Consider the following 13042-nt stretch of genomic DNA (forward strand, 5'->3'; position numbering starts at 1 on the left):
TCCATGCGCAGACCAACACTGAGAGGCACCACCGCGTGCGCCGCGGTCGCGATCGCAGCTGTATCGGTATGGGCGTTGAGCGACATCGGGATTCAGGATCTTCCGGTCGGCCGCTCGGCGCCAGGGGACACGATGGACGTCACCGTGGTGCTGCCCACCGCCGACGGCATCACGATCGGTGCCGATGTGCGCAACGGCCAGAAAGTCGTCGGCCGGGTCAGCGGGATGACGCTGGCCGCCTCCGGCGCGTCGGTGCACCTGAGCCTGCGAGATGCGAGCGGCTTGAGCGCGAATACCATGGCCAGCGTCGAACTCCCTTCGGCACTGGGTAATCCGTTCGTCCGGCTCACCGCGCCCGCACACCCCCCGCAACGGGCGCTGCGGGACGGCGATGTGATCCCGCCCAGCCAGACCGAGTTGGGACCGCAGATCGAAAGCGCGCTCGCGACATTCGGCGCCCTACTGAGCCGCAGCGGAGTCGACCAGTTGGCCACGATCGTCGCCGAACTCGACAAGGCGTTCGGCGGGCGCGCCGACAAGGTGCGCGGGCTCATCGACTCGATGTCGCTGTTGACCGCGAAAGCCGCTGAACACCAAGGTGAGTTCGACCAGGCGATCAGTCTGGCCGCCAACATCACCGACCAGTTCGATCGCGAACAACACTCGGTCACCGGCTATCTCGATGCGGTACCGAAAGTGGTGGCGATGCTCGACGTGCAGCGCGCCAAGCTTGAGACGCTGTTCGCCTCGACCACCGCGCTGGCCGCCACCGCCAACAACGTCCTGTCCTCCGCCGACCTGAACGCCATGGTGACCGACGCCGGCACGGTCGTGAGCATGCTGGGGACGTTCAACGACCGGCTTGGCGCAACGCTGTCCACCATGAACTCCTTCATGGACAAGTTCGGCCAGTCGGTCAAAGGCGACTACCTGATGTTCGATGGCGCCCTGGACATCCCCGGAACGATCGACAAGCTCCTGACGGGCGGGCTGATCGTCAACGGCACGCCCATCACCGGCGAGGTGGCACTCGACGGATTCCTGTCGGGAGGCCTGAATTGAAACGGCTCGTGCTGGTCCAGCTGGCGATCTTCGCCGTGATCGCGGCGATCGTGGTGCCGTTCGGCATCCGTTTCGTGGCGGGCCCACAGGGGTTCCGGACACCGATGACGCTGACCGCGACGATGACCGACGCCCTTGGCCTGACGCCGGGAACCAGCGTCACCGTCCGCGGCGTGCAGGTCGGCACGGTCGACGACGTGTGGTTGGACCCGGACGGCACCGCGCTCGTGCGCCTGTCCATCGACCCCGATACCCGCATACCACGCGACAGCATCCTCACCGTCGGCATGGGCACCGCAGCCGGAATTCAGAGCGTGGACATTCTGCCGCAGACCGACGCCGGGCCGTACCTGAGCTCTGGTGACCGGATCGCCGCGCCCGCCGACCGGCAGCCGGTGCAGATGGACCGCATCATGCAAGACACCGCACAGCTCGTCAAAGGTATTGATGCTCAAGCGGTCCAGCAGGTCGGCACGGAATTGTCGAATGCGTTCGAGGGCTTGGGGCCCAGCATGGCCACCCTCATCGACAACGGAGCCGACATCTCGCGGCGGGTCAGGAACCAGGCCGGACAGCTGCAGCAGCTGATCGACGGCACCGCCGAACTGGTCACCACGATGGCCGGGCAGAGCGACACGTTCGTGCGCGGCATGGCCGCCAGCTCACGGCTGGCAACCCAACTCGACGGCAGCGGGCCGGTTTTCCTGTACCTGGCCGATCGCTCACCGGCGCAGTTGGCTTCGCTGCAACGTGTCCTCGACACCTACCAGGGCACGTTCGGTGCCACGCTGGCCAACCTGGCGACCGTCACTCCCATCATCGGGGACCGTAGCGAGTCGCTGCAGGCGGGTCTGTCGGCGATCCCGAAGGGACTGCAGGACCTGACCTCAATCGTCAAGAAGGACGCGACGGGACAGACTCGCGCCGACTTCTCGTTGATCGCGACACAGGGACCGGTATGCAACTACGACGTGGACCGACGCGCCATTGGCGATGTGAGCCCCTCCGCACCCAATCTGGTGATGTATTGCCCGCCCGGGCCCGACATGCTCATGCGGGGCGCGATCAACGCCCCGCGGCCCAACGACCTCGGCCTGCAGAACTCGCAGACCCCCGGTTACCCGATCGGCCCCGAGGTGGTCAACGACCCGGTGAAGATCCCCACCCTCGCCCAACTCGTCTACAAGTGGCGCAGCATTCTGAAAGGCGGCCCCCAGTGAACAATCCCGATGACGACGACGTCCGCAGTGACGCGGTACTGACCTTGGAGCGGCCCGTGCCCGAAGACGAAGTGCTGGAAGGTGATCCGGTATCCGAAACGCCCGATGACGAGGACGCTCCGCGGCGCCGAATCCCCCGCCGGCTCATCGCAGCGGTCGTCGGCCTGGTCGCGGTGGCCGGCGTGGCAACGCTTGTTGTGCTGTCGGTCGGTGAGTATCACCACCGCCAGACCGAGGCGCTACGCGCCGCGGCCGTGGCCACCTCGCACGACTACCTCGTCGCGATGGCAGGTTTCGACTATCAGAAGCTCGACGCGAATCGCGAGTACATCGTCGCGAACTCCACACCGGAGTTCGCCAGCAAGTACGACGAGATGGTCAAGGCGCTGCGCGACATCGTGGTCACCAGCAAGGGCGTCGCGACGGCGACAGCCGATCACGTCGTGGTCGACCGCCTCGACGGGGACACCGCAACCGTCGTCGCGTTCGTCGATCAGCACGTCACGAATGTCACTGCGCCGCAGGGCAGTGAGCAGAAGTACCGGATGGTGGTCAGCCTCCTGCGCAGTGGCGACCGCTGGATCGTCAACGACGTGCAAACCGTCTGACTCGAAAGGACCGCCATGCCAATGACATACGTCGACCTGGCCGCGCCGCCACGGTTGACCACCGCCGAGACCAGGATCACCATCACGCAGCAGGTGCCGCGGTGGAACAAGAACAAGAAGGTCGACCTGACCGACGCGTTGGACTTCTGGTCGGCCGCAGGCGCCGCGGCCAACGTCATCATGCAGATGAGCTGGCCGGAGGTCGGCTATGGGGTTGCCGAAAGCCGCGTCGAATCCGGCAGTCTCGTACACCACCCGTGGAAGAGACTGCGCACCACCGCGCAATACCTGGCCGTCGCGATTCTCGGCACCGACGAGGAACGCGCGGCGTTTCGCGAGGCGGTGAACACCGCACACCGGCAGGTGCGCTCCACTGAGGACAGCCCCGTGCGGTACAACGCGTTCAACCGCGAGCTCCAATTATGGGTGGCGGCATGCCTGTTCATCTTCTATGAGGACACTCACCAGCTGCTGTACGGGAAGATGACCGACGAGCAGGCCGAGACGTTCTACCAGAGCGCGATGCCGATCGGCACAACGCTGCAGGTCCTGGAGGAGCAATGGCCGGCCACCCGCGCCGACTTCGACGCCTACTGGAACACTGCCTGCGAACGCGTCCAGATGACCCCGTTCGTCCGCGACTATCTCATGGTGCTGGTGGAGCTGCGGATGATCAACTGGCCGATGCGCAAGATGCTCGCCCCGCTGCTGCGGTTCCTGACGATCGGATTCCTGGCGCCGGTGTTCCGCGACGTCATGGAACTCGAATGGACCGACACCGACCGCAGGAGATTCGAGCACCTGTTCCTGTTCGTGTCGTTCGTCAACCGGTTCATCCCGAAGTCGTTGCGCAACGGCAACTACGCGGTGCTGATGAAGGACCTGCGCAGGCGCATCCGGCGCAAGAAGGCGATCATCTGAGCCGGCCCGCGGACGGGCTCGGCCCCGACACGCTGCTGTGGCGCTACCTCGATGACCGCCGCTATCTGTTCATGCTTCCCCGTGCGGTGTGCCTGCAACTGCTGCACCCGACGATCGCGGCGGGCATCGCCGAACATGCGCTGATGCACGAGCGAATCTGGTTGCACAAGAAGCGAACCGTGTCCCAGGCGATCAGGATCGCCTACGTCGATACCGACATGCGGCCACACATCCGGTTCGCGCACGAACACGTCAAGGGCCGCGATCACGCCGGCCGCAAGTACCACGCGCTCAACCCCGACGTGTTCCACTTCCAGCACGCGACGTACGTGGAAACCCTTGTCACGATGATCAACACGTTCGTACGGCCGCTGGACGCGACCGAACACGAGGAGCTCTACCAGCAGTGCTGCGCGTGGTACCGGCGTTACGGGATCTCGACGCGGCCGATGCCGGCGAACTGGCCCGACTTCCGCGCGTATTTCGAAGAGCAGTGCCACAGCCAGCTGTCGGCGGGCGAGCATTTCGAACTGTTTCGCGAGCAGATCTTCCGGCCCACCGATTGGTGGGTACGCATCGTGCCCACCCGCGCGATCCGTGCGATGCAGCATCCCCGGGCCCTGGAGTTGACGGGCGTGGCGGCATCGCCGGCGGACCGGCGGGCACTGCGGATGTTCGTTGGCCTTACCCGCGTCACAAGGCATACGCGCGGCTGATTTGTCGCCATGGCGCTTCACACGCGGGCCGGGGTTCGGCGAGGACACACCGCCCCTGGCGCCGGCAATTACGACGGTTTCGTCGCCGCATGCAGCGCGACGATGCCACCCGTCAAGTTGCGCCAGCGGACCTGAGACCACCCGGCATCGCCGATCTGGCGCGCGAGTTCGGTCTGCGTCGGCCAGGCGCGGATCGACTCGGCGAGATACACGTAGGCGTCGGGGTTGCTCGAGACCGCGCTCGCCATCCGCGGCAGCGCCTGCATCAGGTACTCCTTGTAGAGCGTCGCGAACATCCGATTGGTCGGCGTGGAGAACTCACACACCACCAGGCGCCCACCGGGCCGCGTCACGCGGGCCATCTCCCGCAGGCCCGCCACGTGGTCGACCACGTTGCGCAACCCGAAGCTGATGGTGACGGCATCGAACACCCCGTCGGCGAACGGCAGGCGTGTCGCGTCGGCACCCACCTTGGGCACGGGCCGGCCTGCCCCCGCGGCCAGCATGCCGACCGAGAAGTCCGCGGCCACGCACCACGCCCCCGACGTCGCGAGTTCGACGGTCGAAACGGCCGTGCCTGCCGCGAGGTCGAGCACCTTGTCACCAGGCCCGATACGCAGCGCCGAGCGGGTCTCGCGGCGCCAGAACCGGTCCTGTCCGAGCGAGAGCACGGTGTTGGTCAGGTCGTAGCGCCGCGCCACGGCGTCGAACATCGACGCGACTTCGTGGGGGTTCTTCTCCAGGCTGGCTCGACTCACGTCGCCGACGCTACCTGTGAACTTCCGTAATCCGGGAATGGGGACAGCCGCCGGCCCGCTGTAGCCCGACATGAGTGCAAAAGTCTGGTTCATCACTGGTGCGTCACGCGGCTTCGGCCGGGAGTGGGCGCTCGCGGCCCTCGAACGGGGCGACAAGGTCGCCGCGACCGCGCGCGACACGTCCACCCTCGCTGACCTGGCCGACAAGTACGGCGACACGCTGCTTGCACTGCGGCTCGACGTGAACGACCGCGAAGCCGACTTCGCCGCGGTCAAGCAGGCCCACGACCACTTCGGCCGCCTGGACGTCGTGGTCAACAACGCCGGCTACGGCCAATTCGGCTTCATCGAGGAGTTGTCGGAGGCCGAGGCCCGCGACCAGATCGAGACGAACGTGTTCGGTGCATTGTGGATCACCCAGGCCGCGCTGCCGTATCTGCGCGCGCAGGGCAGCGGGCACATCATCCAGGTGTCGTCGATCGGTGGGATCACCGCATTCCCGCTCGTGGGCATGTACCACGCGTCGAAGTGGGCGCTTGAGGGGTTCTCGCAATCGCTGGCCCAGGAGGTCGCGCCGTTCGGTATCCACGTGACGCTGATCGAGCCGGGCGGGTTCGACACCGACTGGGCCGGATCGTCGGCCAAGCACGCCACGCCACTGCAGGCGTACGACGAGGCCCGCGAGGCCGCGCAGCGGGCCAGGGCCCAGCGCACGGCGAAGTCCGGTGATCCGAAAGCATCGGCTGCCGCGGTGCTCAAGATCGTCGACGCCGCGAATCCGCCGCTGCGGGTGTTCTTCGGCGAACTGCCACTGCAGCTCGCCAAGGCCGATTACGAGAGCCGGCTGAAGACCTGGGAGGAATGGCAACCGGTTTCGATTGAGGCGCAGGGGTAGGCCGGGCGGCGTAGGTTGGCCACATGCCCACGATCACCACCTCTGACGACGTCGAGATCTTCTTCAAGGATTGGGGTTCGGGCCAGCCCATCGTGTTCAGTCACGGCTGGCCGTTGTCGGCTGACGACTGGGACACCCAGATGCTGTTCTTCCTGCATCACGGCTACCGCGTCGTCGCCCACGACCGGCGCGGCCACGGCCGTTCGGAGCAGGTGGCCGAAGGTCACGACATGGATCACTACGCCGACGACCTCGCCGCGGTGATCGATCACCTCGACCTGCACGACGTCATCCACGTCGGGCACTCCACCGGCGGCGGCGAGCTCGTGCGCTACCTGGCCCGCCACGGCTTGGACCGCGCCGCCCACGCGGTCCTCATCAGCTCGGTGCCCCCGTTGATGGTCCAGACCGACAGCAATCCGGGTGGCCTGCCGAAGTCGGTGTTCGACGATCTGCAGGCGCAACTGGCGGCCAACCGCTCCGAGTTCTACCGGAACCTGCCGTCCGGCCCGTTCTACGGATTCAACCGCGACGGCGTCGAACCGTCGGAGGCGATCATCCAAAACTGGTGGCGCCAGGGGATGATGGGCGGCGCGAAGGCTCACTACGACGGCATCGTGGCGTTCTCGCAGACCGACTTCACCGAGGACCTCAAGAAGATCACGATTCCGTCGTTGGTGATGCACGGCGATGACGACCAGATTGTGCCGTACGCGGACTCGGGACCACTGTCGGCGAAGCTACTGCCGAACTCGACACTCAAGACGTATTCGGGCTTCCCGCACGGTATGCCCACCACGCAGGCCGACGTCATCAACGCCGACCTCCTGGAGTGGCTGCGCTCCTGACGCGGTTTCGGCCCGCCGGTGGCGGGGAACGCTGTGTAGATGCCGCAGAGCGTCACACAGAAGTTGATCGGTTCCCATCTGGTCACCGGGACGATGACTCCCGGTGAAGAGATCGCGATCCACATCGATCAGACGCTGACGCAGGACGCGACCGGCACGCTGGTGATGCAGGAACTGGAGGCGCTCGGCCTGGACCGGGCGCGCACCGACGTGAGTGTGCAGTACGTCGACCACAACTTGTTGCAGACCGATGAGAAGAATGCCGAGGACCACGAGTATCTGCGCACCGCCGCGCAGCACTTCGGCCTGTGGTTCTCCAAGCCGGGCAACGGGGTTTCGCATCCGACGCATATGCAGCGATTCGGCGTGCCGGGCAAGACCATGGTGGGTTCGGACTCCCACACCCCGGCAGCCGGATCGCTTGGCATGCTCGCGATCGGCGTCGGCGGGCTGGAAGTGGCCTTGGCCATCGCCGGCGAGCCGCTGCACCTGCGGATGCCCGAGGTGTGGGGCGTCCGGCTGGAAGGGCGACTGCCGGAATGGTGTTCGGCCAAAGACGTCATCCTCGAAATGTTGCGACGCCACGACGTCAAGGGCGGCGTCAACCGGATCCTGGAGTACTACGGGCCGGGGCTCGCCGGGCTGTCGGCCATGGACCGCCACGTCATCGCGAACATGGGCGCCGAACTCGGCGCCACCACAACGGTGTTCCCGAGCGACGAGGCGGTGCGTGAGTTCCTCGCCGCCGAGGACCGCGGCGACGACTGGACCGAGCTGCTCGCCGACGGCGGTGCCGACTACGACATCGACGAGGTCATCGACCTGTCGCAACTCGAACCGCTGATCGCCAAGCCGTCGTCGCCGGGCAACGTCGTGCCGGTGTCCGAGGTGGCCGGCGAGCCCGTGTCGCAGGTGGTCATCGGTTCCAGTGCCAATCCAGGGTTGCGCGACTTCGCGATCGCGGCCGCGATGGTGCGCGGCCATCAGACCGCGTCCGAAGTCAGCTTCGACGTGAACCCGACCTCGCGCGAGATCCTCACCGATCTCACGCAGATGGGTGCGACGACCGAGTTGGTGATCAACGGCGCGCGGATTCACCAAGCCGGATGCATGGGTTGCATCGGCATGGGCCAGGCCCCGGCGACGGGACGCAACTCGTTACGAACGATGCCGCGCAACTTCCCCGGCCGGTCGGGAACCAAAGAGGATTCCGTGTGGCTATGTTCGCCGGAAACCGCTGCGGCTTCGGCGATCACGGGCGTCATCACCGATCCGCGGCAATGGGCGCGTGACGAAGGCATCCCCTACCCCACACTGAATCTGCCGTCCCATCACAGCGTCAACACCGCCATGCTGGTCGCCCCGCCCGAACCCGAGCAGGCCCGCGAGGTCGAAGTGGTCAAGGGCCCCAACATCTCCAGCCTGCCCGATCTCACCCCACTGCCCGACGACATCGAGGCGCCCGTTCTGCTCAAGGTGGGCGACAACATCTCGACGGACGAGATCTCCCCGGCCGGCGCGCGGGCCCTGCCGTTCCGGTCGAACATCCCGAAGCTCGCGATGTTCAGCTTCACCCAGATCGACGAAAGCTATCCGGAGCGGGCACAAGCCGTTTCCGGCCACGTCATCGTCGGCGGAGAGAACTACGGCCAGGGCTCGTCACGGGAACACGCCGCCATCGCACCCCGCCACCTCGGGCTGCTCGTGGTGATTGCCAAGTCGTTCGCCCGGATCCACTGGCAGAATCTCGCCAACTTCGGGGTGCTGGCACTGGAATTCGCTGACGGCGCCGACTACGACGCGATCGCGCAAGACGATGTGTTGACCATCGCCGGTGTGCGTCAGGCACTGTCGGACGGTAAGCCGATCACGGTCACCAACACCACGCAGAACACGTCGTTCGATGTGCGGCACCGGCTTTCGCCACGCCAGGTCCAGCATGTGCTCGCCGGTGGGCTGATCCCCTGGCTCGCGACCCAGAAGTAGGTCAGGCCGCGCGCAGCCGACGCTGGCCCTGCACGGCCTCGTAATGGCCGATGAGCTCGTCGCAGATTGCCGGCCAGGTGCGGCCGAGCACGCTGCGGCGAGCCGCCACGGAGTACCGCGGCCGTTCGGCGATCAGATGCTCAACCGCGGCGGGCAGCGCGGCCTCGAATTCGGCTACGGGCAGCAGCAGTCCGGTTCGGTACGGCGACACCAGATCCCGCGGGCCGCCGGCGTCGGGTGCGATCACCGGCAGACCCGAGGCCATTGCCTCCTGTACCGCCTGGCAGAACGTCTCGTGTTCACCGGGGTGAACGAACACGTCCATGCTGGCGTACGCGGCCGCAAGCGCCTCTCCCCGCAGCTCGCCGGTGAAAACCGCTGACGGCAGCACAGATCCGAGCTTGTCCCGGTCGACCCCGTCACCGACAACGACGAGCTGCAGATCGTCACGGCCCGCCAACGCCGCCAACCGCTCGACATGCTTCTCGGGTGCGAGCCGGCCGACGAATCCGACGATCGGCCGACCGTCGGGCGACCAGGCCGCCCGCAGCTCCTGATCGCGGGCCGAGGGCGCGAAGCCGGTGATGTCGACACCGCGGCCCCACTTGTGCACACGGGGGATCCGATGGGCGGCAAGGTTTTCCATCGCCGAAGTGGACGGCGCCAGGGTGCGGTCGGCCTTGCTGTGCAGGCGGCGGGTCCACGCCCACGAAGCGCGTGACAAGATGCCGATGCCGTAGCTCTCGGCGAATCCGGCCACGTCGGTCTGGAACACCGCCACCGTAGGCACGCCGAGATGCCGGGCGGCGTGCACACCGCCCCAGCCCAGCAGCGCGGGCGACGCGAGGTGCACGACGTCGGGATCGAATCCCCGCAGAACGCTCACCATTCGCGGCCGAGGCACACCCAAAGGCAGTGATGTCACTTTCGGGAACATGCGCGACGGCACGCGGTGCACCCGCACACCGTCGTGCACGCGGTCGGCGGGTGGCTGGCCGCGTGGAGTGTCCGGAGCGATGACGAGAACCTCATGACCCGTGCGGCGGAGATGCTCGATCACCCGAAGCACCGAGTTGGTGACGCCGTTGACATTCGGGAGGAACGACTCTGCGACGATTGCAACGCGCACGTCAAGATAGTCTCCCCGAGAGCTGTCGAAGAGGTTGCCTGCGGGGGTACGACACGCAAAAACCTGATGCCCGCGAACGGATCATGCATCGGCGCTAATGTTGCCGACATGCGGTTATCGCACGGTCTCGGTGCGCTGCTGGCAGCGGCGGTGTTTACCGCTGCCGGCTGCAGCCAGGTGGTCGAGGGGTCCGCGCAGCCGGATCCGAACAAGCCGCCCAGCGAGATCACCGAGGACGGTTCCGGCATTCTCATCGGCTTCCCGGAGGCCACCGCGCGCATCGAGGTGTTCACCGAACCGCAATGTCCGCACTGCGCCCAGCTGCAGCACGACTTCGGCGAGGAAATGGCCAGCTACGTCAACCTGGGCCAGCTCGCCATCACGTATCGCCCGATGACCTTTCTCGACGACGGGACCGACTATTCGGCTCGGGTGAGCAACGCGCTGTTCCTCGCCGCGGGCCCGGGCACCGACGGCGTCGCGTTCCAGGCTTTCGTCGAGGACCTGTGGGGCCACCAAGAGCAGGGTGGGGACGGGCCTTCTGACGACGAGTTGGCCGACATGGCGCGCGAAAGCGGGGTGGGCGCCGAGCAGGTGGCCAAGATCGCGTCCGGCGAGCAGGGCGTCGACGTGGTGGAGATGGCCGATCAGAACACCGGTTTCCTCATGGATATCGACAGCTACGGCGGGACGCCGACGGTCTATGACCTCGCCGGTGACGAGAAGGTCGACATCTATGACAACAACTGGCTGTCGAAGCTGATGTCGAAAGCTAAGGGTTGAGCCGGCGCTGCACGACCGCCAAACCGAAGAGTGCCGCGCCCGCGACCACCCAGCCGACCACCGCGATCGACCCGGCCGGGATGATCGCCAGTGAGGCGTCGCGGTCGCGCACCCGCACCAGATCGGGGTTGTTCTTGTCGTACTCGACATAGATCCGCATGCCCGTGTCGAGTTCGGACGGGTACAGCACCCCGAGCTCGGGGCGGTAGGTCACCCTGTCGGGCGTCACGAACTCGATCGTGGAACGTCGCGGCCCGGCACTGAGCACTTCGGCGGCCGCCACCCCCATGTGCCGCTCGATCTGGCGGTCGTTGCGCCACGCACCGAGCACCAGCAGCACCGACTGCAACGTCACCAGGCACGCGACCACCACGATTCCGATCCGGACACGCCGGATGATGCGTTGGGCGCGCGTCTCGCCGGGCTCTCCGTACAAATGCGGAAGCAACGGCTGCACGGCGGACTTGAGGCGCTTGACGACGGCAGGCGCCCTCACAGGGCCGCCTTGATCGACGCGTGCAGGGCACGCAGCGACGACCGGTCGGCCTTCACCTCCAGCACTCGCATGCCCTCGAACGGCTCGTTGAGCGCCGCGCTCAGCGCGTCGACCTCGATCTGGCGGCTGTCCACGTGGTACGCGCGGCACAACGCACCCACGTCCACGTCGTGCGGCGTGCCGAACACGCGGGAGGACACGTCGGAGAAGCGCGGGTCGCCCTGTTCGAGCAGCTCGAAGATGCCCCCGCCGTTGTCGTTGGACACGACGATCGTCAAGCTGCGCGGCATCGGCTCGGTCGGACCGATCAACAGGCCCGAACTGTCATGGACGAACGTCAGGTCGCCGATCAACGCCACGGTCCGGCCGTCGTGTGCCAGGGCGGCGCCGATGGCCGTCGACACCGTGCCGTCGATACCGGCCACCCCGCGGTTGGAGCGCACCTTCACGCCCTGCGGGTTCAGTCCGACCAGCGCGGCGTCGCGGACGGGATTGGACGCGCCGAGTACGAGCTGGTCACCCGGCCGCAGCGCATCGGCAACCGCGGCCGCGACGTGCAGGCCGGTGGTCAGGGGGTGAGCCTTGAGTTGATCGCGGACGGCCGCGACGGCGTGGCCGTTCACTTCGGCGCAGCGGTGCAACCACGCCGCGCTCGGGGCGCCCGATGTCACCGCCCGCGTGCCGGTGGCCTGCGAGTTTCCCGAGACATCCGGCCAGCGGGGGCCGGTGGTGAGCGCGAACACCGGGACCGACGGGTCGGCCAGCAGCGCCGAGACCGGGCGATGCAGTGTCGGCCGGCCCAACATGATCACCTGCTGCGGGTGTACGAGTCGCAGTGCCAGCGGATGCAGTGGGTTGGCGGCAGGCGGTGCGGTCGGCTCGGCGACAGTCGGCAGCTCGGCCAGGTTCGGATGCGCACCGGCCCCGTGACCGGCGATCACGACGGTATCCGGTGTGAGGTCGATGTCCAGCGGCTGATCGAAGGTCACCGGCGGGGTGTAGGTCCACGGCCTGCCATCGGCGCGGCCGGGCGGAAACGACTTGTCTTCGTTGTCGGGCACCAAGGGCTCCCGCAACGGAATGTCGAACTGCACCGGGCCTGCGTTGGCGCTGCGTGACCCGGTGGCCGCGACCAGCACCCGGCATGTCGCCGAGCGCCACTGCGCGTTGAGCGTGTCCCACTTGTCCGGTGCATCCTCCGCGAGCCCGAGGCTGATGTTCGCCCGCACCTGGGTTCCGAAGTAGCCGAGCTGCTCGAAGGTCTGGTTGGCGCCCGTGCCGAGCAGTTCATAGGGCCGGTTGGCGCTGAGCACGATGAGCGGCACCCGCGCGTAGTTCGCCTCGACCACCGCGGGGCCCAGGTTTGCGACGGCCGTGCCCGAGGTCATGGCCACACACACCGGGGCACGCTCGGTCACGGCCAACCCGATCGCCAGATAGCCCGCGGTCCGCTCGTCGATGCGCACATGCAGCCGGATCCGACCGGCGCGATCAGCATCGGAGAGGGCGAACGCCAGCGGTGCGTTGCGCGAGCCCGGGCACAGTACGACGTCGCGGACACCGCCGCGAATGAGTTCGTCGACGACGACGCGGGCCTGTGCCGTCGATGGGTTCACCACT

General features: G+C 67.0%; 13 protein-coding genes. 9 read left to right on the top strand and 4 right to left on the bottom strand.

Annotation, left to right across the window (positions count from 1 at the left end; genetic code table 11):
- The first annotated feature begins 3 nt into the window (after window positions 1-3).
- From ACRCUN_RS00450 to ACRCUN_RS00470, 5 genes are read left to right on the top strand one after another with little or no spacing between them, the layout of a single operon-like run.
- Window positions 4-1062, top strand: a complete 1059-nt coding sequence (locus ACRCUN_RS00450; protein ID WP_462139696.1) for an MCE family protein — start codon at window positions 4-6, stop codon at window positions 1060-1062.
- The gene (locus ACRCUN_RS00455) at window positions 1059-2282 is read left to right on the top strand and encodes an MlaD family protein (protein WP_462139697.1); all 1224 of its coding nucleotides are present in this window, start codon (window positions 1059-1061) and stop codon (window positions 2280-2282) included. Before ACRCUN_RS00450 ends, ACRCUN_RS00455 begins: the two co-directional genes overlap by 4 nt.
- Window positions 2279-2890: an Rv1363c family protein gene (locus ACRCUN_RS00460; RefSeq protein WP_462139698.1), complete on the top strand. Its 612-nt coding sequence runs from the start codon at window positions 2279-2281 to the stop codon at window positions 2888-2890. Before ACRCUN_RS00455 ends, ACRCUN_RS00460 begins: the two co-directional genes overlap by 4 nt.
- Window positions 2891-2905: 15 nt before the next feature.
- Window positions 2906-3811: an oxygenase MpaB family protein gene (locus tag ACRCUN_RS00465; protein ID WP_462139699.1), complete on the top strand. Its 906-nt coding sequence runs from the start codon at window positions 2906-2908 to the stop codon at window positions 3809-3811.
- 35 nt (window positions 3812-3846) lie between these two features.
- Window positions 3847-4527, top strand: a complete 681-nt coding sequence (locus ACRCUN_RS00470) for an oxygenase MpaB family protein (protein ID WP_462140096.1) — start codon at window positions 3847-3849, stop codon at window positions 4525-4527.
- Window positions 4528-4595: 68 nt separating this feature from the next.
- On the opposite strand, the gene ACRCUN_RS00475 is transcribed toward ACRCUN_RS00470, so the two are convergent.
- Window positions 4596-5285, bottom strand: coding sequence for a demethylmenaquinone methyltransferase (locus ACRCUN_RS00475; protein ID WP_462139700.1), 690 nt, complete (start codon window positions 5283-5285; stop codon window positions 4596-4598).
- Window positions 5286-5355: 70 nt separating this feature from the next.
- On the opposite strand from ACRCUN_RS00475, the gene ACRCUN_RS00480 reads away from it, so the two are divergent.
- From ACRCUN_RS00480 to ACRCUN_RS00490, 3 genes are read left to right on the top strand one after another with little or no spacing between them, the layout of a single operon-like run.
- A complete protein-coding gene (locus ACRCUN_RS00480; protein ID WP_462139701.1) occupies window positions 5356-6180 on the top strand; it encodes an SDR family oxidoreductase in 825 nt (274 codons plus the stop codon).
- 23 nt (window positions 6181-6203) lie between these two features.
- Window positions 6204-7028 (top strand): alpha/beta fold hydrolase, encoded by an 825-nt coding sequence (locus ACRCUN_RS00485; RefSeq protein ID WP_462139702.1) that lies wholly within the window; start codon window positions 6204-6206, stop codon window positions 7026-7028.
- Between the two features lie 39 nt (window positions 7029-7067).
- Complete coding sequence (locus tag ACRCUN_RS00490; RefSeq protein ID WP_462139703.1) at window positions 7068-9014, top strand: aconitate hydratase; 1947 nt, start codon at window positions 7068-7070, stop codon at window positions 9012-9014.
- A 1-nt stretch (window position 9015) separates the two neighbouring features.
- Here the strand turns inward: ACRCUN_RS00490 and ACRCUN_RS00495 are convergent, their stop codons facing one another.
- Entirely contained in the window at window positions 9016-10143 is a 1128-nt protein-coding gene (locus tag ACRCUN_RS00495) for a glycosyltransferase family 4 protein (protein WP_462139704.1), read from the bottom strand.
- Window positions 10144-10251: 108 nt separating this feature from the next.
- On the opposite strand from ACRCUN_RS00495, the gene ACRCUN_RS00500 reads away from it, so the two are divergent.
- On the top strand, window positions 10252-10926 hold the full coding sequence (locus ACRCUN_RS00500) for a DsbA family protein (RefSeq protein WP_462139705.1): 675 nt from the start codon (window positions 10252-10254) through the stop codon (window positions 10924-10926).
- Here the strand turns inward: ACRCUN_RS00500 and ACRCUN_RS00505 are convergent.
- Together ACRCUN_RS00505 and menD are read right to left on the bottom strand one after the other, a co-directional pair.
- Window positions 10916-11422 carry a DUF3592 domain-containing protein gene (locus tag ACRCUN_RS00505; RefSeq protein WP_462139706.1) on the bottom strand — a complete coding sequence of 169 codons (507 nt, stop codon included), beginning with the start codon at window positions 11420-11422 and terminating at the stop codon, window positions 10916-10918. The two genes, ACRCUN_RS00500 and ACRCUN_RS00505, sit on opposite strands and share 11 nt — an antisense overlap.
- Window positions 11419-13038, bottom strand: coding sequence for a 2-succinyl-5-enolpyruvyl-6-hydroxy-3-cyclohexene-1-carboxylic-acid synthase (gene menD, locus ACRCUN_RS00510; RefSeq protein ID WP_462139707.1), 1620 nt, complete (start codon window positions 13036-13038; stop codon window positions 11419-11421). The genes ACRCUN_RS00505 and menD overlap by 4 nt, the downstream gene beginning before the upstream one ends.
- Window positions 13039-13042: the final 4 nt, after the last annotated feature.

The organism is Mycobacterium venezuelense (assembly GCF_054919535.1).

Excerpts from the sequence above, each read along its gene's own strand:
- ACRCUN_RS00485 (WP_462139702.1), top strand. The coding sequence starts at position 6,204 with ATGCCCACGATCACCACCTCTGACGACGTCGAGATCTTCTTCAAGGAT.
- ACRCUN_RS00500 (WP_462139705.1), top strand. The coding sequence starts at position 10,252 with ATGCGGTTATCGCACGGTCTCGGTGCGCTGCTGGCAGCGGCGGTGTTT.
- ACRCUN_RS00490 (WP_462139703.1), top strand. The coding sequence starts at position 7,068 with ATGCCGCAGAGCGTCACACAGAAGTTGATCGGTTCCCATCTGGTCACC.
- ACRCUN_RS00480 (WP_462139701.1), top strand. The coding sequence starts at position 5,356 with ATGAGTGCAAAAGTCTGGTTCATCACTGGTGCGTCACGCGGCTTCGGC.
- ACRCUN_RS00450 (WP_462139696.1), top strand. The coding sequence starts at position 4 with ATGCGCAGACCAACACTGAGAGGCACCACCGCGTGCGCCGCGGTCGCG.
- ACRCUN_RS00465 (WP_462139699.1), top strand. The coding sequence starts at position 2,906 with ATGCCAATGACATACGTCGACCTGGCCGCGCCGCCACGGTTGACCACC.